The organism is Microbulbifer sp. ABH2_005 (genome assembly GCF_056160005.1).
Genome location: NZ_JBSWWI010000001.1, coordinates 873,667 through 892,676, shown reverse-complemented (window position 1 = coordinate 892,676; position 19,010 = coordinate 873,667). Strand labels below are relative to the sequence as shown.

The following is a 19,010-nucleotide window of genomic DNA, read 5'->3' as shown; positions in this document are numbered from 1 at the left end:
TGAGTGTATCCTTCCATTCTGGGCCACTTCCTAGTAGGGTTGCGACCCGAAAGGAGGCTCGCCGTATTGTGATGCACCTGGTAAGGAGAAATCCATGCAGATCAACATTAGTGGTCACCACGTCGACGTTAGCTCACCAATGCGCAACTACTGTGAGAACAAGCTGGAAAAGCTCTCAAGGCATTATGACAACATAACCAACGCGCAAGTTATTCTATCTGTAGATAAATTGATCCAGAAAGCTGAAGCCCGAGTACATATCAATGGTCACGACCTCTGTGCGGGTTCGGAAGACAAAGACATGTACGCAGCCATCGATGCGCTTACAGATAAGTTGGACCGCCAACTGAAAAAACACAAAGAGAAGTTGCAGAACCACCGCTAAATTATGACACTGGAAGCTTTACTTTCTCCCCGCCTGAGTCTTTGCCACCTGGCGGGGAGCAGCAAAAAGAAATTGCTGCTCAATATTGCCCAAGCCATTGCCGAACAATATCCACAGCATGACTCCGACACAACATTCAATCAATTGATCGCTCGAGAGCGCCTGGGTTCGACGGGTATTGGCGAGGGGGTAGCCATACCTCACTGCCGCCTTCCTGGCTGTGAGCAACCTATAGGCGTGCTTTGCACAATCGAACCCGCCATAGATTTCGACGCTATCGATAGACAACCTGTCGACTTACTCTTTGTCTTACTCGTCCCTGAAGATTCAGAACAACAACATCTGGACACACTGGCAGAAATCGCTGCGCTTTTTTCCAACAGCCAAGTCCGGGATAAGTTGAGAAAAGCCGACAGTAGTGATGAGCTCTACGCCCTAGCCATAGATTCTGCCGCAGCAGCCTGATTCTGGTTTTGTACTTTTATTCTGGTAACAACTGAGATTCTACTGAGTCGCTCCTTAAATTACCGTTAGGAATAAAAACACCATTTCTCAAGCGATTAAATGGTATAAAGAGCTAAAAAGAGGGGGTCCCCATGCGCTTGGTCATTATCAGCGGCCGCTCCGGCTCCGGTAAAAGCTCCGCACTACAATTGCTCGAAGATGTGGGCTTTAACTGCATTGACAACCTACCGATCAGCCTGCTGCCCGAACTAATTAAGCGGGCCGAGCAACAAACCCCAAAGGGAGACACTCCCCTAGCCTTGGGAATAGACGCACGCAACCTCTGGCAGGATATCAAGCAGGCTCCACGTGTCATAGAAGCCTTGCGCAGCACAGGTGTCCAGTGTGACATTATCTACCTGGATGCCCGTGAACCCGTCCTCGTTCAGCGCTTCAGCGAGACTCGCCGAAAACACCCCCTCAGCAATGACTGCACCCACTTACTCGAGGCCTTAAAACAAGAAAGGGAATTGCTGACACCGATCTCAGCCATGGCGGATATGGTGATCGATACCAGTAGCCTCGGCCTACATGAGTTGCGAGAGCTAATTAAAAGCCGAGTGGTGGGCGAACACTCAGAGGGAATGGCAATCCTTTTTCAGTCGTTCGGCTTTAAATACGGCGTTCCCGTGGATGCCGACTTGATGTTCGACTTGCGCTGCCTGCCAAATCCCTATTGGGAACCCAGTCTGAGAAAAAAAACCGGATTGGACCCCGAAGTAGCCGAGTTTTTACGCTCCCATCCAAAAACCAACAAAATGGAAGCGGACATCACAGGCTTTTTAGAAAACTGGCTGCCCTCCTTCCAAGAGAGCAACCGCAGCTATACCTGCATTTCCATTGGCTGTACCGGAGGAAGGCACCGCTCGGTATATATGGTTGAGCAACTAGCCCGTACTTTTCTGCATAAATTTGGCAATATTCAAGTCCGTCACCGCGAACAACAGAGATAGTCGAAACACCGCAAGCCCCTATGCAAAAGCAGCGTCTCATCATCATTAACAAACTCGGGCTACACGCCCGCGCAGCCAGTAAATTTGCCCAGACTTCTGCCCGCTTTTCTTCAAATATCAAAGTGAACTGCGGAGACAGATCCGTGGACGGTAAAAGCGTGATGGCGCTCATGTTGCTCGCCGCCGGCCAGGGTACTGAACTGGAGCTGGAGGTGGAGGGCCGTGATGAGAGCGACGCACTCGATGCCATCTGCACCCTGGTCTCTGAGCGCTTCGGCGAAGCCGAGTAGTTTGCAAAGGCAACCGGCAGTGGATAGAGTCCGCCATGGTATCAAAACGCCACGACCTTTCTGTGGCCTCTGCCCCCCTAATCACCGCTGAGCAGTAAGGATTTATCGTGTCCAGCCCACCCCAAGCCGAAATCAAGTTCCGCGCGCAAAACCAGCTCAGTGAGTTGTTCGCCGCTCTCGATAGTGGTACCGGGCAGGAAGTCCGGCGCATGCTCAAGACCCTTACACCCCAGAGCATTGCGCAACTGTTGGAAAGCTCACCTCCGCGTATCCGCCAGGTTCTGTGGAATCTGATCGACCGGGATGTCGAGGGTGAGGTTCTGCAAGAGCTGACCGATGAAGTGCGCAGCCAGATCCTCGACACCATGGATACTGAGGAGATGGTAGAGATCATGGAGGGGCTGGACGCGGACGATATCGCCGATATCCTCCAGCAGCTCCCCGAGCGTGTCGTCTCGGAAGTCCTCTCGGCAATGAGCGAAACAGACCGCCTGCGGGTGGAAAGTGTTCTCGCTTACGATGAGAACACCGCTGGCGGCCTGATGGACACCGATACCATATCGGTGCGGCCCAACCTGAGCCTGGATGTAGTACTGCGTTACCTGCGCCGTCATGAACAGCTGCCGGAGTCCACAGACAGCTTGTTTGTGGTCAATCGCCAGGGCCAATATATCGGTCTACTTCCGCTTTCCAAGCTTCTCACTACAGACCCATCCGTCACAGTTCGCGAGGTGGTCAATACCGATGTGGAACCGATACCCGCAGATATGCGCGATACCGAAGTCGCCCGGTTGTTTGAAAAGTATGACTGGATCACCGCACCGGTAGTGGATGAGGACAACCGCCTACTGGGCCGTATCACTATCGACGATATCGTCGACGTCATCCGCGAGGGTGCCGATCACTCTCTAATGAGCATGGCGGGTCTCGATGAAGAAGAGGATACTTTTGCCCCGGTTAGACGCACTGCCCGTAGACGCGCTCTATGGCTCGGTATCAACCTACTTACCGCCCTGCTAGCCTCCTGGGTCATCAGCCTGTTTCAGAATACGCTAGATAAAGTCGTTGCCCTTGCCGTTTTAATGCCCATCGTCGCAAGTATGGGCGGGGTGGCTGGCAGCCAAACACTCACCGTAGTGATCAGGGGTATGGCGCTGGGGCAGATTGGCAAGAGCAACCTCAGTTGGCTACTCTCGCGGGAACTCGGATCAGCAGCTCTAAACGCCCTACTTTGGTCCCTGGTGATGGGGCTGATCGCCGCGCTATGGTTTGACGACATTACCATTGCTGTCATCATTGTTGCCGCAATGGTCATTAATTTGATCGTAGCGGCGATGGCAGGGGCAATCTTGCCGGTTGTATTGCGGGCAATACGAATCGATCCGGCACTGGCCGGTAGCGTCGCACTGACAACCGTTACCGATGTGGTGGGGTTCATGTCCTTCCTGGGCCTCGCCACCTGGCATTTTGGCTGAGAGGCAATACACTGCCTGCTCAAACAGAACCGGGGCAGCCCGGAACCTATACACGGAACTCCAGATGTACGAATACGACGATGAAGACCTGCCTAAGAGTAAGACGCAGGTAAAGCAGGAAATGCACGAGCTGCAGGCCCTGGGCAAGCAATTGACCGAGCTATCCAAAACCCAGCTCGCTGAAGTGCCCATTGATGAGGATATGCGCGAGGCGATTGATACCCTGGGACGAATCAAGTCTAACGAGGCGCGCCGCCGTCAAATGCAATATATCGGTAAACTGATGCGCAGTGCTGACCACGAAGCCATTGAAGCCGTACTGAATAAATTCAAAGAGCGAGATCAGCAACACCTACGCTTTGACAAGATGGCAGAAGACTGGCGCGGGCGCTTACTCGAAGAGGGCAACAGTGCCCAAGAAGCTTTCTTTGATCAGTACCCCCAGGTAGACCACCAACAACTTCGTCAACTGGTGCGTGATTCCCTGCGCGAGATCAAAAATAGCAAGCCCCCCAGCAATCAGCGCAAGCTGTTCCGCTATTTGCGGGACTTTTTTATTCAGTCTTCACAGTAACCCAGCATCACTCTTGCACCGCTCGGGCGGCCTGGCACCGCCCAAAAATCTTTATATTGCAACATTGGCTAATGCTAAAACCAATCTAGCAACCGATAAGCGTTGCTAAAAAAGTTCCATTCTTTTTAACCGCCGTTTCAATTGGCTACAAGCCCAGTTGGTTACTGTTCACGCCCCTTTGCAGGTTCAAAGTCCAGGGCCAGAGAATTCAGACAGTACCTCAAGTTTGTCGGAGGGGGGCCGTCCTTAAAAACATGCCCCAGGTGCTCACCGCATTTCGATAATACTTCTGTACGCCTAAGCCCCCAGCTGAAATCGTCTTTTAATACGATATTTTGCGGGTAGGCTACATCCCAAAAACTGGGCCAGCCTGTGCCCGATTTAAATTTGTGCTCGGAGCTGAATACCGGCAGACGGCAACCTGCCGTAATGTAGACTCCTTCTTTTTCGTTGTATAACAACTTGCCGCTAAAAGCCCGCTCGGTATCCCCTTTCCAAAGAACTTTATATCGATCCTCAGGGAGTAATTGTTTCCACACCGACTTGGGAATCTGCTCCAGGCCTTTGCCCTCAGCGATACGTGTCTTAGCCTCTGCCACTGTCATATCTTGAATTCTCTGATCATCGGCCTCGGAACAGGCCGATAAAACCAGGATTAACACCACTAGAAGCGATAGCGTCGAAGTCTTCACCATATTGCAAACTCCTGTCCTCATTAGGTCATTACCTTAAAAGGTTAGAAAGCTGCGTTCACAGGCTTTCGGAGTCCTCCCCCCCAGACTTGTTAGCTCAATCAACAAGCGGGTTAAGAGCCGGCTCCGTCAGCTAACGGAGGGGATGGGGTATGGCTGGAATCCGCCACCCCCTGCTCTTGTCTTGCCTCTTTTCCAGATGCCTCAGAGGCCGCTCCCTGGCGCTCAGCGCCATCTCTATCAAAGAGTTTTTCAAAGCGCATCTGTGGATCGGCCCAGTCACCGCTAATGCGATAACTGACGCTGGCCATTTTCTTCACCTGCTTTTTAAAGGCTTTACTAATGAGGTAAACGCCCGCCGCGGCCGGGAGTCCTCCGGCCAGTGCAGCAACCAAAGCGAGGTTATTACTTACCGGCAGGGTAGCGACTAGAGTCAGATCCAAATCTTCACGTACCAAATTCACCCGCCCAGCCATCTGCAGCTCACTGGTGGGTCCCTCAACCTGGATAGGTACTGCAATTAACAGCTGCCCATCTCCTTCGAAAACCACCTCACCGCGCACCCGGTCAAAAGCCATACCACTTTTGTAAAGGTCAGAAAAATCCAAGCGCAGGCGGCGGGCCCAGGTGTCGAAATTAAATAGCGACAATAACCTTAGGACGGTTGAGCCTGCGGTACCGGTTGAACGAAGGAAGCGGCCATCGCGAATGTCTATTTTCAAATCTCCCGAGAACAAGCTGCCCCTGGCCATCGCGGGAGATCCGTCCCAGCGCAATGCCGTATCAAAGGTAGCGGATTTACTCTCAATCAGCGGCTCATGCCCCATTTCACGCTGAATATCCGCCAGGTCATCGGCTGCCAGACGCCCGATAAACTGGGATGAATTGTTACCCTCAGCATCACGCATCCACATCAGCTGCGCTCCCAGGGCTTTTTCACCACCGCCACGCCCCTGTAACTGGAAACCGCGCACACTGCCACGAATATTACTCAACACCAGGCGCTCTTTAGATGGCCGCACTTCAAGGGACCAACGTCCAAGCTCTTCCTCGCCTAAGCGCAGACTTTCCGTACTGAAATCAATCGATGGCAAGCTCTGGAAGTTAAAGTTCGCCCAGGGGTCCACCGACTCTTCTGAAAGGGGCAACTCAGTAGAAGCCTCCCCTGAAGCAGCCTGTTTTTTTTCAGGAGTGGGAAGACGCAGATGCGCCAATTTCATACGGAGAGGCTTTTTCCCCCCTAGCGTTCCAGAGAGTCTCCCCGCCGCCATTTCGCTATCGAAATCCAACTGCCACTTGGCACCCACCCCTCGGCCAGTGACATGTATATGCTCAATTTCCGCAGTGCCCAACTGCAGGCGGTCAGTACTGAGATCAAGGCTTACCGGTAAAGGACTGGATACTCTGGCCGTTGCCAGCGCACTTTGGGAAGAAGCTGTTTCGCCCTGGCTATCGGTCTTCAATTCAGGACTCTGTGTGAGCGTTTGCCCAGACTGAGTAGAGGGCTCAGACACCGCCGGTGCATCATCGCGGTATACACTCAACAGTTTTTCCCAGCGGGGCAGATCAACACTGGAGATATCCCCAAGAATACTTAGCCCCCTCTCTTCAGGCAGTTTCGCCTCGGCATTGAGTGCTATTGCTGCACGCTCAAGAGCCCCATCCACCAACCAAAACTGACCTTGCAGGTGTTCACCGTAATTCAAATGGAACAAACTACCCTGATCACCGATGGGGGCGCGCAGCACAAAATTTGTTTTTCTCTCAGCAGCTTTACCGAGGGGCTCAGGAAGATTGACTGCGACACTGGCAAGATTCGAGGTCAACTCAAAAACTGCAGCGTAGGGGGCCTCTTTTGATCTTGCCGGAATGGTCACCAATGCCCGGTAATCCATGGCACCATCTAACCATTTCAGCTCGGGGCGCTGACTCCAGCGGTAGATCGACTCGGTAGTAGCATTCCCATCCACTACCACCTGAGTATCCCGGGAATCGCCCTCACCAAAGTGACGAATACTCGCTTTTATCGGCCGGCCCCAGAGCTCGCCTTTCAGTTGAGTTCCCTCGAGACCAGCATCGCTGTCATAGATCACATCGCCAGCCAAAGCTTCAGCATGTAAACGCAGGTTCTGTAGCTGCAAATCACCACGATTAAGCTGCAAATCAACTCTTTGACTTGGGGATAATGCCGCGCCGCCGAGGGGCTGGGAGAGTCTCAGTTGTCCACGAATATCCCCAGACAACTGCCACTCATCAAATGCACTGCCTAGTTGCTTACGCAGAGGAGATTCCTTCAATAGACGCAATCCATCCTCAGCTGGCCCCTGTAGCTGTGCGGTTACATCCAGGCGTGACCCTTTCTCAGGTTGTGGGGTTACTTCAACTAAAACCCCATGGGCATCCACACCCCATATGCGCGCCTTATTGGCGCTGACGGATACGTTTCCGTCATCCAGCGAAAGGCGGCCATCCACCGACTGAACCCTGGGCCATTCATCGGCATACTTGAGACTGGCGTTGGAAAAGTCCGCGGCCAGCTGTACCGTTTGGCGCTGTGTATGAGCCCCCAGAGCGCGTAGAGACTCCTCCTTGCCATCTTTTGGATAATTGCTACCTCGATAGATAAACGCGGCAGTCTCAACCCGTCCAGGATTCTCGGCACCCAAACCGTCTTTTAGCCAACTGCGTAGGTCTTCACTAACCGTTGTCGGAACCAGTTTCTCTTGGGTTCCTACGCTGGCATCACGCAACGACAGGGACAAGGCCAAATCCGCCGCACGAGTATGTGGGCGAAAAGGCAGGGACAGCAAAAACTGTCCACGCACTTCTCCCACCTCACCATCCAACTGTAAGGGGCCAGAGAAGACATTGATTTCATTCGCACTCTTGTCCAGATTCCAAGCCAAGGTGCCGCTGGCCCGCTCAAAAGAAAATGTCTCGGTATACAAATTTGGAAAGCCCGCTTGTAAGCTGGAGCCATCAAGCTCCACCCGGCCGTCGCCCCCGGCAAATTCCAGGTAGCCACTCAATCCCGCCACCGAGGGAGCTCCGCGGTAGGCCTGAGTGGCTATATTGTGCAAATTAGCACTCAAGCTCACTGTCCCATCAGCTTCTTTTCGCAGCTGTACACGGCGCAGCTGGCCCTCGGGTTCCAGTGACTTTAACCAATCACCTGCAGCCCCCTGCAATACGTCCAGCCGCCTGAGAATATCGCTCCATCCCGCCAAGTCGATCACGTCTGCCGACAATGCAGTCCCCTGCCGATCACTACTTACCTGCAGGTTTAGCGGCGGCATTTGCAGGCCCTGCCAATCTACTTGGGTACTCTGTAGAGCCAGACGCCAGTGCTCACCGGGCAGCCAGCGACCTGAAATATCTCCAGAGAGCGCGCGCAGCGGAGCCATTATGTGGTCACCACCTTCCGTCAGCTCACCAGTGTTCCGCTGACCTTTCTCCAGCTCCACCTGTGTTTCATCCAGGTTTTCCACCTGGGCGAGGCCTACTCGCCCAAGCAGGCGATAGCCTTTATTGGCATCACTGTGCAGCCATAGGCGTCCATCCGCCCACTTGCGCCCCTGCCAATGGAATCGATCGGGAAGTGGGGTCAGCTGGTGAAGGAGAGAAACAATATCTTGGTCCAGTAGCAGCTCGTTGAGCTGCATATAGCCTCTCAGTGAAAAATCTTTTTTGTTTCGCGGATTACCGCGTCCCTCTACAACCAAACGAAGAGTCTCGGAATTGCTTGTGGGCTCTTCCCCCTCACGGGCAATAAAGGCGCGGGCAGTTAGGCGGTGAAAATCCCCTCGGTTTTCCAAAGAGATTTCCGGCAAATTGATCTCGGCGATCTGCTCATCAGGCAGCCTGACGGTGATTGCCGCATCGCTAATCCAAACCTTGGGACTGAGCTGGAAGAGCCGTGCCGGATCGGCCGCTTTGGGGTTGGACACAACTCTGCCGTCGGGCTTCAAGGAGATATCAGGAAAGCCGTCCAGGCGCCACTCTCCCTGTTCATTTCGACTGAGGCCGGCGGCAAAAGCGTGCATTTGCAGGTCTTTCCACACCAGCTCCCGGTTCCAAAGACTGGCGAGCAGATCCAGCTGGAACAATCCGTGCCCCATACGTAACTCGCCCTTCTCTCCCAGACGCAAGCCATCGAGCTGTAATGACACTTGTAGTGCCTCCCAGCGTAGGGAGATCCGATCCATCTGCACCGGCACTCCCAACTGGCCGGTGAGCCAGCGGCTGATCTGCGGGCGATATTCTTCCACTTGAGGGGATAGCAGGCGTCCAGTTTGCACAAGGATTGCCAGGGCAATCACCAGGCTTACCGACAACAACCAGAACTTTCGCGCGAGCCAGCGCAACAGGATCATTATCACCTCCACTCACTCATGGGGCGGCCGCAGGCATCGCAACGGCCAGTACCGAAAAGCTGTGAGGAGACGAAAAATGATTTATACAAGAACAATGTCGTACTGCTCCTGGTTGTAGATAGGCTCTACTTGAAACTGTATGGGCCTGCGAATAAATTCCTCCAGATCGGCGACGTTTGCCGACTCCTCATCCAGCAGCAAGTCGATCACCACTTGGCTAGCCAGAACCATGATCTTTTCACTGTCGTAGGCGCGTGCCTCGCGAATAATTTCCCGGAAGATCTCGAAACAAACCGTTTCTGCACTCTTTAGAGTCCCGCGGCCCTCGCACACCGGGCAGGGCTCGCACAGAATTTGACCCAGTGATTCCCGTGTACGCTTGCGGGTCATTTCCACCAAACCGAGCTCGGAGACCCCGGTAATACTGGACTTAGCGTGATCCCGCTCCAGGGCTTTTTCCAAGGTGCGCAATACTTGGCGTTGGTGTTCCGGGTCCTTCATATCGATAAAGTCGATAATGATAATTCCCCCCAGATTACGCAGGCGCAGCTGGCGGGCGATTGCTGTCGCCGCCTCCAAATTCGTCTTGAAGATAGTCTCTTCCAGGTTGCGATGACCCACAAATGCGCCGGTATTGACATCGATGGTACTCATCGCCTCGGTTTGTTCGACGATGAGGTAGCCCCCTGACTTCAGTGTCACCTTATGCTGCAGGGCACGGCGGATTTCCTCCTCAACCCCATAGAGATCAAACAAGGGTCGCTCACCGGGATAATGCTCAAGTCGCCCGGCTATTTCGGGTGCGTACTTACCGGCAAACTCTGCAGCGCGGCCGTGCGCCTCGCGGGAGTCTATACGAATCTTCTCGGTATAAGGGCGCGCAAGATCACGCAGGGCACGCATGAACAGTGGCAAATCCTCATAAATTACGGATGGCACGGCCCGCTCTTTGATACGCTGTTCCAACTCCCCCCAGAGTTTGTAAAGAAAGGGGATATCACGCAGCAATTCCTCCTCGCTGACGCCCTCCGCCACGGTGCGCAAAATAAAGCCGCCGTCAGCGGAAAGACCATCCTCAGCGAGGCGTGATGAGGCGGCTTCCACCAACTGTCGCAGGCGTTCCCGCTCACCTTCATCCTCTATACGATTGGAAATCCCAATGTGGCGGGTTTGCGGCATATAAACGAGATAGCGTGCAGATACCGACAAATGGGTGGTTAATCTCGCCCCTTTACTACTAATAGGATCCTTGACTACCTGTACAACTAAGGGTTGACCCTCCCGCACAAGAGCACGAATATCTGCCACTTCGGCATCCCTGGACTCCATGCCCTCATCATCCAGCGGGGCAATATCGGAGGCGTGAATAAAGCCGGCGCGTTCCAAGCCAATATCCACAAAGGCCGCCTGCATCCCCGGCAGTACCCGGATCACTTTGCCCTTATAGATATTGCCGACGATACCTCGGCGCGCACTGCGCTCCAGGTAAACCTCCTGCAGCACACCGTTTTCTACCAGTGCCACCCGGGTCTCAGTGGGCGCAACGTTGATTAATAATTCTTCGCTCAAGACTCGGCCTCCTGCCAGTAGGGAATTCCGGCCTGTTCCAACATCGGAACCAGTGCCTCCAGGGGCAGGCCAACCACATTGCTATAACTGCCGCTGATAGACTCCACCAATGCGCCCCCCCTGCCCTGAATACCGTATCCGCCGGCTTTATCGGTAGGCTCGCCTGTCTGCCAGTAGCCTTGAATGGTCTGGTGTGACAAATGGCGAAACCGCACACGGGTTTCCACCAGGCGGCTAAACTGCCGCTCTTGATTACGCAGGCAAATAGCGCTCATTACAGAGTGCTCCCTGCCAGACAGGGCCAACATCATGGACTCAAAGTCAGTGAAATTCTGTGGCTTCTCAAGCAGGCGATCACCACAAAGTACAACCGTATCGGCACCCAGCGCCCAGATCCCGGACTGCTCAGACGCCGTCAATAACCCGGCTGCAGACTTATCCTGAGCCAAGCGCTGAATATATTCTTGAGGAGTCTCTGAAGCTTGTTTCTGTTCAGGCACAGACGGGGGGCACTGAGAAAATGCAACGCCTATCTGTGCCAATAATTCGGCCCGGCGCGGCGATCCCGAGGCGAGAAGAAGACGGTTTGAAGAGGTGGTATTCGTCACTGTACTACATATTCCCTGTGGGCCAGCGGCTGATTATAGCGAAGTTGATCGAAAAATGATCAGAGTTTTACATTGATTTACAGACTGGGGAGACGCTCAGCGGACCTGCAACCGACCACAGAGGCGGTGCAACAGCGGCGCCACCCAAGGCCATAGCAGGGCCGTGGTGAGCGCGGGCCATAGGAAGGTTAATCCGGGGACGGTTTTTCCCTCCAAACCGTGCACCCAGTTACCCACCACCTGGTGGATACCCACCAATACAAACACCCATAAAAGCTGCTGGGCAGGATTGAAGGCCCTGGTACGCTGGTAGGTTAACAGGCTGAAATAGGCCAGAACCGCCAGAGCTAGCGCATGGGTGCCGAGACTGGCCCCACTAATCAGGTCTTCCAGTATCCCCACCAGCCAGGCAAAACCGACGCCCAAAGCCTGGGGCATACGAGTAACCCAGAAAATAACCAGGAGGGCCGGAAATGCCGGGCGAAACCACAGCCACTGCTGTGGTAAAGGCATAACCACAAGCAGCATCGAGAGGAAGAGCGTGAGCGCGATAAACCAGCGATTATTCGCCTGCAAGGCCCTACCCCCCATCCCCGATCACCGCCAGAACGAAGCGGCTGCGACTCATACGTCCGCGCGGAAGTACTTCCGCCTCGGCAAATGGTTGACCTGGATCTCGAGTGATCGACATTACCTCACCCACCGGGTAGCCCGCCGGAAAACGTCCACCGAGACCGGAACTGAGTAGCAGGTCCCCCTCGCGGATATCGCTGGTGTTCGCAAGATGCCTGAGCTTGAGTCGATAGAGGTCGCCAGTGCCCTCGGCGACAGCGCGCATACTGTTGCGCAGCACCTGAACGGGAATTGCGTGGCTGGAGTCGGTAATCAGGAGAATCCGGCTGGAGGTATCCCCAGCCTCAATCACCTGCCCGAGCAGGCCACTGGCGTCCATCACCGGTGTGCCTACATCGATACCGTGATCGCGCCCTTTGTCGATCAATAACACATGCTCGAGAGGGTCCGGTGAGACACCGATGACCTGGGCCACCAGTACCCGGTCATCAACCATTTCCGCCGAATTCATCAGCTCTTTCAAACGCGTATTTTCCGCTTTTACCGCGGCTAACAACTGGCTGCGCTGCTCCAGCAGCAGTACTTGGCGCTTAAGGCGGTCATTCTCTTCAAGTAATTCTTCGCGGGAACGAAACTGCTCACCAGCCCAGTCCCCAACGCGTTCCGGGGCACCAGTGATCCAATAAAGCGGGGCCGTAACACCGGAAAGGCGCTCGCGGGTGGACTGAAACCAATTGGTGTAGTGGTCGGCAACGATCAGAGCGATTGCCAGGGGCACTAATAACAGGAGGCGGAACTCAGGGGAGGGGCCGCGGGTAAAAAGCGGTTTCAAGGGCAGCCCCCTTTGTACAGGTCAGTGATTATTGGTCTCACAATATATCGGATGTCCCTGAAACGTGAAACTAACTGCCGACAGGACTACCGCAATTATCGCTAGGGTAACCTGCCGGCTTCAATCGACTCAGTTGGACATCAGGTACAAACGGCTGCGATCCAGCATATCCAGGGCCTTGCCGCCACCTCGGGCAACACAGGTGAGGGGGTCATCGGCAACGATTACCGGAAGGCCAGATTCCTCCATCAGCAAGCGATCCAGGTCCCGCAACAGGGCGCCGCCGCCGGTCAACACCATGCCGCGCTCAGCGATATCCGAAGCCAGCTCTGGAGGAGATTGTTCCAGGGCACTTTTCACCGCTTGAACAATTCCAGTCAGCGGCTCCTGCAGTGCCTCAAGAATTTCATCGGAATTCAGGGTAAAACTACGGGGCACCCCTTCTGCCAGATTGCGGCCGCGCACATCGATCTCCCGAACCTCACTGCCCGCGTAGGCGCAACCAATTTCTTCTTTAATACGTTCAGCAGTGGCATCACCGATAACGCTGCCGTAATTGCGGCGCACATAGTTGACGATAGCTTCGTCAAAGCGGTCGCCACCGATACGCACGGAATCGGAGTAAACCACACCGTTAAGAGAGATAATGGCAATCTCTGTCGTACCACCACCGATATCCACCACCATAGAACCGCTGGCCTCTTCCACATTCAGGCCAGCACCGATCGCCGCCGCCATCGGCTCTTCGATCAGGGATACTTCGCGGGCGCCTGCACCCAGGGCAGATTCGCGAATCGCACGGCGCTCCACCTCGGTGGACTGACAGGGAACGCATACCAGCACGCGGGGGCTCGGTCGCATCCAGCTGTTCTCATGCACTTTCTTGATAAAGTGCTGCAACATCTTCTCGGTAACCTGGAAATCGGCAATCACACCGTCCTTTAGAGGGCGAATCGCGGTGATATTGCCAGGGGTACGGCCGAGCATGCGCTTGGCTTCCACTCCAACTGCCTCAACGATTTTCTGGCCATTATAGTGACGGATTGCGACGACAGAGGGCTCGTCGAGAACTACGCCGCGATCGCGAACGTAAATCAGCGTATTGGCGGTTCCCAGGTCGATGGAGAGGTCACTGGAGAACATGCCCCGCAAACGTTTAAACATGGAATTCGATTACCTTGTACTAATTGTCAGCCCCCAGGTCGGGCACTGCGGGCGCGGCTTATTTTATGGATACAAATCCTAGTTAGTCCACGCAAATAATTCTGAGTTCCGAGCCGCATTTCGAATCGGAATTTACGCAATACGCCGGAGTCTCTGGGCGCCCGGCAGGATTGGGCAAACTCTAACAACGGCGCCGGTTCAGAGCAAGGCTGAAGCCCCGCTAATCGATTGCAGATTTACCCCTATAGCTGAGCCGGTGAGAATAGCAGCCTATTGTGCTAAATTTGCCGGCCCTGCCCCGTCCTTATACGGAGCAACCCAGATTCGCAACTGAAGCCGGAGGAGCTCTATTGCCATGGCTGTGGATACGCAAACCGTAGAGAAGCTGGCGGAACTCGCCCGCATCGCCATATCCGAAGAAACTATCGAAGAAGTCAGCGGCCGCCTTGGGGATATCCTGCAGCTGGTGGACCAGTTGCAGGCCGTCAACACTGACGGCGTCGCCCCCATGGCGCACCCGCTTGATGAAGTGCAGACCCTGCGCACCGACGCGGTAACAGAAACTGACCAACGCCAGAGTTTCCTGAACTTGGCCCCGCAATCTGAAGAAGGACTTTATCTAGTCCCCAAAGTCATCGACTGAACAGGGCCCCAAGCAAGCACCTAATTATTCGATTTCGCCCTGAGCCCGCCCAGAGCCTTTTAAGGGAATAACATGCACCAGCTTACTATTGCCGAGATGATCCGCGGCCTGCAGAGTAAGGCATTCTCCAGTGTGGAGCTAACTCGCCATCTACTCGCACGAATCCAACAGCTAGACAGCAACTACAACAGCTTTATTACCGTAACCGAAGAACTCGCCCTATCCCAGGCCGAAACCGCCGATCAACGCTTGGCTAAAGGCGGAGCACCCGCGCTGTGTGGGGTCCCCATTGCCCATAAAGACATCATCTGCACCAACGGCGTACGCACCAGTTGCGCCTCAAGGATGCTGGATAATTTTATTCCGCCGTACGATGCCACTATAGTGGAGAACCTCAATGCCGCCGGCACCGTAACCCTGGGCAAAACCAATATGGATGAGTTCGCCATGGGCTCTTCCAACGAAAGCAGCTTTTATGGCCCGGTGAAAAACCCTTGGAATACCCGTTGTGTACCGGGCGGCTCGTCCGGTGGTTCCGCAGCAGCGGTTGCAGCGCTACTGGTACCCGGCGCCACCGGCACTGACACTGGTGGCTCCATTCGACAACCCGCCGCTTTAACCAACACCACCGGCCTAAAACCCACTTACGGCCGTACATCCCGCTGGGGTATCGTCGCTTACGCTTCCAGCCTGGACCAGGCCGGCCCTATTGCACGCAATGCGGAAGATGCAGCTTATTTATTATCCGCCATGGCCGGCCACGACCCGAAAGATTCCACCAGCCTGAATCGCTCGCAAGAAGACTTCACCGTGGGACTGAACAACGCCATCGCCGGTCTCAAAATCGGTGTACCCAAAGAATACTTTGGGGAAGGCTTGAACTCTGAAACAGCCACCCGCGTACAGGATGCTCTTAAGGAATTTGAAAAACTCGGGGCCGAGCTGGTGGATATCAGCCTACCCCATACAGAGTTGGCTATACCGGCTTACTATGTCATCGCCCCAGCCGAAGCCTCCGCCAACCTGTCCCGCTTCGACGGGGTGCGCTATGGGCACCGTTGTGAAAACCCCAAAGATTTGCGCGATTTATATATGCGCTCCCGTGGGGAGGGCTTTGGCGAAGAAGTCCAGCGCCGTATTTTGGTTGGCACTTATGCATTGTCAGCTGGCTATTACGATGCCTATTACAACAAGGCCCAGCAGGTACGCCGCCTGATAAAACAGGATTTTGTAAAGGCCTTTGAAAAAGTCGATGTCATTATGGGGCCCACCACACCCTCCCCCGCTTTCGAGCTGGGTGCCAAAGGCGCCGATCCGGTGGCCATGTACCTGGAGGATATCTATACCATCGCCACCAATCTGGCGGGCTTACCAGGTATGTCTATCCCATGCGGATTGGTAAACAATTTACCCGTGGGGCTTCAGATTACCGGTAACTACCTGGGTGAATCTCGCATGCTCAATGTTGCGCATCAATACCAACAGGTAACCGACTGGCACCAAGCCAGCGCCGTATAAGGAGATCTATCGTGGAATGGGAAATCGTTATCGGGCTGGAAATTCACGTACAGTTATCCACCCAATCCAAACTTTTTTCCGGCGCAAGCACCCGTTTCGGTGCAGCACCGAATAGCCAGGCCTGCGCCGTGGACTTGGCCATGCCTGGAACCTTGCCTGTACCCAATGAAGAGGCCTTTCGCTACGCGGTAATGTTTGGCTTAGCGATGAATGCGGAAATTGGCAAGCGCTCTGTTTTTGAGCGTAAAAATTATTTTTATCCAGACCTACCCAAAGGCTACCAGACAACCCAGCTGGAACAACCTATCGTCGGGGCTGGCGAAGTTGAGATTCACCTGGAGGACGGCAGCAGTAAAAAGGTGCGCCTGCACCACGCCCACCTGGAGGAAGATGCCGGCAAGTCTCTGCATGAAGATTTCCACGGCATGTCCGGAATCGATCTGAATCGTGCGGGCACACCGCTGATAGAAATTGTCTCAGAGCCCGATATGCGCAGCGCCGCCGAAGCGGTCGCCTATTTGAAAAAAATCCATAGTATCGTCACCTATCTGGGCATCTCCGATGGAGATATGTCCCAAGGCTCCCTGCGCTGTGATGCCAACGTTTCTGTGCGATTAAAAGGTGAGGAAAAACTGGGCACACGCACCGAGCTAAAAAACATCAACTCCTTCCGCTTTGTTGAACGTGCTATCAAAGTCGAAGCCGAGCGCCAAATCGATACTCTCGAAGACGGCGGCAGCATAGTGCAGGAAACCCGATTGTATGATGCGGAGAAAAATGAAACCCGCTCCATGCGCAGTAAAGAAGTTGCCAATGACTATCGCTATTTCCCCTGCCCCGATCTATTGCCGGTAGTGATCACCGACACTTACATAGAGCAACTACGCGAACTGTTACCAGAACTGCCCGATGCCAAAGCCGAGCGCTTCCAATCAGAGTACAGCTTATCTGCTTACGACGCCGATCAGTTGACCCAGGAGCGCATAATTGCGGACTACTTTGAAGAGGTTTGCAAATCCTGCGGGGAACCAAAACTGGCCGCTAACTGGGTTACCGGTGAGTTAGCCGCACTGCTGAACCGCCAGGAAATCTCTATACAGGAGTCCCCGGTTAGCCCCCAGCAACTCGCCGGGTTAATCGTACGAGTCAAAGACAACACCATCTCCAGCAAGATTGCCAAACAGGTTTTTGAAGCTATGGCAGAGGGCGAGGGCAGCGCAGATGAAGTTATCGAGAAGCGCGGCCTCAAGCAGGTATCCGATACTGGTGCCATTGAACAGATGGTAGAGGCGGTTATCGCCGCAAGCGGCGCCCAAGTGGATAACTACCGCAAAGCCGACGAATCCAAGCGCCCCAAAATGATGGGCTATTTTGTCGGTCAAATCATGAAAGCCTCCAAGGGCCAAGCAAATCCACAGATGATCAATAAGATCCTCAAGGAAAAGCTCGACGCATTGCTTTAGACCTTTTAAACACAAAGCCAGGTCCGCGCCTGGCTATTCTCACAGAAGTAAGGAATTGATTTTGAGCCTGAAAAAAGACAAGCAAAAAGTCCTCGGCGAAGTGTTTGACGAGGAGCGAATTGCCGGCTTCCTGGTGGGGGAAGCACCTGAAAATACCAACCGGGATTTTCATTTACTTGAGCGCGCCTACCGCAGTATGAAAGCGGAAAGTTTTGCCACTTTTGTACAATTGTTTCTCGCCGATGGCCACGACCTCAACAGCACGGGACCCGATGGCAATACCCTGTTAACCCGCATAAGCGAGCACCGCCAGAGTAACGAGTATATAGAAATCCTAAAAGCCGCTGGCGCAAAAGACTGATTAACTGCCGCGCTCCCGCGAGAGGTAATTTTATGACTTCAAATCCAGTCCACGGTATTGACGCGCTGGTGCGCGGCGCCCGCTTGTTAACCCGGCGCGAGCTGCGCCCATTTATCCTTGTCCCCCTGCTGATTAACCTGGTGCTGTTTATTGTAATCAGCAGCATCATGATTACTCAGCTTGGCGGCCTCAGTGACTATATCAGCAGTCTCCTATCACACACCCCAGTAGATACCACCAATATGTCCTGGTGGGAAGCCGTCATGGCTAAAGGCGCCGCCTGGACCGCCAGCATTTTTCGCTGGCTCGCCTGGATTATTGCCATTCTGGTTTTATTTTTATTCTTCCTCGCTTATGGCTATTTGTTTGGAATAATCACCAATATTATTGCGGCCCCTTTTAATGGCCTCCTAGCCGAGAAAGTCGAAGAACTTCTCACCGGCAAAGCGCCTCCTGCTGAACCAATGATACAGATGGTATGGCGCACACTGGGACGGGAAATGCGCAAACTGGGTTACTTTATTTTCTGGGGAGTGATCATTTTTCTGATATCCACAGTAACCAGCTGGACCATAATTATCCCTGCCGTCCTGGCTGCAGTATGGGGTGCTTGGTGTATGGCAATACAATATGTTGACTACCCTCTCGATAATCACCAGCGTCCTTTTGGAGAATTAAAAAGTGTATTACGCCGGCGCAAACTAACCACGCTCGCCTTTGGCGGAACCGTGATGCTGGCCAAGATGGTACCGATTTTAAATATCTTTGTGATGCCCGCTGCAGTAGCTGGGGGTACCGCACTCTGGGTAGAGCGGCTGCGGAGAGAGGGAGATCCCGGCACAAACTCTCACCAATACCCAGCCTAGATAGAAACGATACATAGAAACAAGGTAATTGTCTGTCTCTTGATCTCTACCTAAATGTTTCCTCAACTCCAGTGAGTGGCAGAATAAGTCTGCCACTCACTAAAAATGCATAACACTGGCTAGGCAGTTACTCACTCATCTAATTATTAGTACAAGCGTTAATGAAT

The 19,010-nt window shown here is 53.9% G+C and carries 18 protein-coding genes; 11 read left to right on the top strand and 7 right to left on the bottom strand.

All coding sequences use genetic code 11. The features are described from left to right. Window positions 1–94: 94 nt before the first annotated feature. The 6 genes from hpf (at window position 95) to yjgA (ending at window position 4,181) form a co-directional block, all read left to right on the top strand. Window positions 95–385: a ribosome hibernation-promoting factor, HPF/YfiA family gene (hpf, locus tag ACXAFI_RS03845; RefSeq protein ID WP_152454569.1), complete on the top strand. Its 291-nt coding sequence runs from the start codon at window positions 95–97 to the stop codon at window positions 383–385. 3 nt (window positions 386–388) lie between these two features. Beyond that, window positions 389–850, top strand: coding sequence for a PTS IIA-like nitrogen regulatory protein PtsN (gene ptsN, locus ACXAFI_RS03840; RefSeq protein WP_444919759.1), 462 nt, complete (start codon window positions 389–391; stop codon window positions 848–850). Window positions 851–981: 131 nt separating this feature from the next. Next, window positions 982–1,842 (top strand): RNase adapter RapZ, encoded by an 861-nt coding sequence (gene rapZ / locus ACXAFI_RS03835; RefSeq protein WP_475107753.1) that lies wholly within the window; start codon window positions 982–984, stop codon window positions 1,840–1,842. A 20-nt stretch (window positions 1,843–1,862) separates the two neighbouring features. Further along, complete coding sequence (locus tag ACXAFI_RS03830; RefSeq protein ID WP_152454572.1) at window positions 1,863–2,132, top strand: HPr family phosphocarrier protein; 270 nt, start codon at window positions 1,863–1,865, stop codon at window positions 2,130–2,132. 107 nt (window positions 2,133–2,239) lie between these two features. Continuing rightward, the gene (gene mgtE / locus ACXAFI_RS03825; protein ID WP_152454573.1) at window positions 2,240–3,607 is read left to right on the top strand and encodes a magnesium transporter; all 1,368 of its coding nucleotides are present in this window, start codon (window positions 2,240–2,242) and stop codon (window positions 3,605–3,607) included. 64 nt (window positions 3,608–3,671) lie between these two features. Continuing rightward, a complete protein-coding gene (gene yjgA / locus ACXAFI_RS03820; RefSeq protein ID WP_475107752.1) occupies window positions 3,672–4,181 on the top strand; it encodes a ribosome biogenesis factor YjgA in 510 nt (169 codons plus the stop codon). A gap of 161 nt (window positions 4,182–4,342) precedes the next feature. Here yjgA and msrB read toward each other — a convergent pair whose 3' ends face one another. The 7 genes from msrB to ACXAFI_RS03785 all read right to left on the bottom strand — a co-directional run bounded on the left by msrB (window position 4,343) and on the right by ACXAFI_RS03785 (window position 13,992). Further along, entirely contained in the window at window positions 4,343–4,876 is a 534-nt protein-coding gene (gene msrB, locus ACXAFI_RS03815) for a peptide-methionine (R)-S-oxide reductase MsrB (protein ID WP_475107751.1), read from the bottom strand. A gap of 110 nt (window positions 4,877–4,986) precedes the next feature. Next, complete coding sequence (locus ACXAFI_RS03810) at window positions 4,987–9,246, bottom strand: YhdP family protein (RefSeq protein WP_475107750.1); 4,260 nt, start codon at window positions 9,244–9,246, stop codon at window positions 4,987–4,989. Window positions 9,247–9,327: 81 nt separating this feature from the next. Next, entirely contained in the window at window positions 9,328–10,815 is a 1,488-nt protein-coding gene (gene rng / locus ACXAFI_RS03805) for a ribonuclease G (protein ID WP_475107749.1), read from the bottom strand. After that, window positions 10,812–11,423 (bottom strand): Maf family protein, encoded by a 612-nt coding sequence (locus ACXAFI_RS03800; protein ID WP_475107748.1) that lies wholly within the window; start codon window positions 11,421–11,423, stop codon window positions 10,812–10,814. Before ACXAFI_RS03800 ends, rng begins: the two co-directional genes overlap by 4 nt. Window positions 11,424–11,519: 96 nt before the next feature. Next, a complete protein-coding gene (gene mreD, locus ACXAFI_RS03795) occupies window positions 11,520–11,999 on the bottom strand; it encodes a rod shape-determining protein MreD (protein WP_152454579.1) in 480 nt (159 codons plus the stop codon). Window positions 12,000–12,003: 4 nt separating this feature from the next. Then, the gene (mreC, locus tag ACXAFI_RS03790) at window positions 12,004–12,828 is read right to left on the bottom strand and encodes a rod shape-determining protein MreC (RefSeq protein WP_475107747.1); all 825 of its coding nucleotides are present in this window, start codon (window positions 12,826–12,828) and stop codon (window positions 12,004–12,006) included. Window positions 12,829–12,957: 129 nt separating this feature from the next. Continuing rightward, window positions 12,958–13,992, bottom strand: coding sequence for a rod shape-determining protein (locus ACXAFI_RS03785; RefSeq protein ID WP_020412569.1), 1,035 nt, complete (start codon window positions 13,990–13,992; stop codon window positions 12,958–12,960). Between the two features lie 355 nt (window positions 13,993–14,347). Here ACXAFI_RS03785 and gatC point away from each other — a divergent pair, with 355 nt between their 5' ends. The 5 genes from gatC to cysZ all read left to right on the top strand — a co-directional run bounded on the left by gatC (window position 14,348) and on the right by cysZ (window position 18,843). Then, a complete protein-coding gene (gatC, locus tag ACXAFI_RS03780; RefSeq protein WP_444919769.1) occupies window positions 14,348–14,635 on the top strand; it encodes an Asp-tRNA(Asn)/Glu-tRNA(Gln) amidotransferase subunit GatC in 288 nt (95 codons plus the stop codon). Between the two features lie 72 nt (window positions 14,636–14,707). Continuing rightward, window positions 14,708–16,153: an Asp-tRNA(Asn)/Glu-tRNA(Gln) amidotransferase subunit GatA gene (gene gatA, locus ACXAFI_RS03775; protein ID WP_475107746.1), complete on the top strand. Its 1,446-nt coding sequence runs from the start codon at window positions 14,708–14,710 to the stop codon at window positions 16,151–16,153. An 11-nt stretch (window positions 16,154–16,164) separates the two neighbouring features. Next, window positions 16,165–17,616 (top strand): Asp-tRNA(Asn)/Glu-tRNA(Gln) amidotransferase subunit GatB, encoded by a 1,452-nt coding sequence (gene gatB, locus ACXAFI_RS03770; RefSeq protein ID WP_475107745.1) that lies wholly within the window; start codon window positions 16,165–16,167, stop codon window positions 17,614–17,616. Window positions 17,617–17,677: 61 nt separating this feature from the next. Then, entirely contained in the window at window positions 17,678–17,977 is a 300-nt protein-coding gene (locus tag ACXAFI_RS03765; protein WP_475107744.1) for a PA4642 family protein, read from the top strand. Window positions 17,978–18,009: 32 nt separating this feature from the next. Continuing rightward, the gene (cysZ, locus tag ACXAFI_RS03760) at window positions 18,010–18,843 is read left to right on the top strand and encodes a sulfate transporter CysZ (protein WP_475107743.1); all 834 of its coding nucleotides are present in this window, start codon (window positions 18,010–18,012) and stop codon (window positions 18,841–18,843) included. Window positions 18,844–19,010: the final 167 nt, after the last annotated feature.

Excerpts from the sequence above, each read along its gene's own strand:
- hpf (WP_152454569.1), top strand. The coding sequence starts at position 95 with ATGCAGATCAACATTAGTGGTCACCACGTCGACGTTAGCTCACCAATG.
- ptsN (WP_444919759.1), top strand. The coding sequence starts at position 389 with ATGACACTGGAAGCTTTACTTTCTCCCCGCCTGAGTCTTTGCCACCTG.
- rapZ (WP_475107753.1), top strand. The coding sequence starts at position 982 with ATGCGCTTGGTCATTATCAGCGGCCGCTCCGGCTCCGGTAAAAGCTCC.
- ACXAFI_RS03830 (WP_152454572.1), top strand. The coding sequence starts at position 1,863 with ATGCAAAAGCAGCGTCTCATCATCATTAACAAACTCGGGCTACACGCC.
- yjgA (WP_475107752.1), top strand. The coding sequence starts at position 3,672 with ATGTACGAATACGACGATGAAGACCTGCCTAAGAGTAAGACGCAGGTA.
- msrB (WP_475107751.1), bottom strand. The coding sequence starts at position 4,876 with ATGGTGAAGACTTCGACGCTATCGCTTCTAGTGGTGTTAATCCTGGTT.
- ACXAFI_RS03810 (WP_475107750.1), bottom strand. The coding sequence starts at position 9,246 with ATGATCCTGTTGCGCTGGCTCGCGCGAAAGTTCTGGTTGTTGTCGGTA.
- ACXAFI_RS03785 (WP_020412569.1), bottom strand. The coding sequence starts at position 13,992 with ATGTTTAAACGTTTGCGGGGCATGTTCTCCAGTGACCTCTCCATCGAC.
- gatC (WP_444919769.1), top strand. The coding sequence starts at position 14,348 with ATGGCTGTGGATACGCAAACCGTAGAGAAGCTGGCGGAACTCGCCCGC.
- gatA (WP_475107746.1), top strand. The coding sequence starts at position 14,708 with ATGCACCAGCTTACTATTGCCGAGATGATCCGCGGCCTGCAGAGTAAG.
- cysZ (WP_475107743.1), top strand. The coding sequence starts at position 18,010 with ATGACTTCAAATCCAGTCCACGGTATTGACGCGCTGGTGCGCGGCGCC.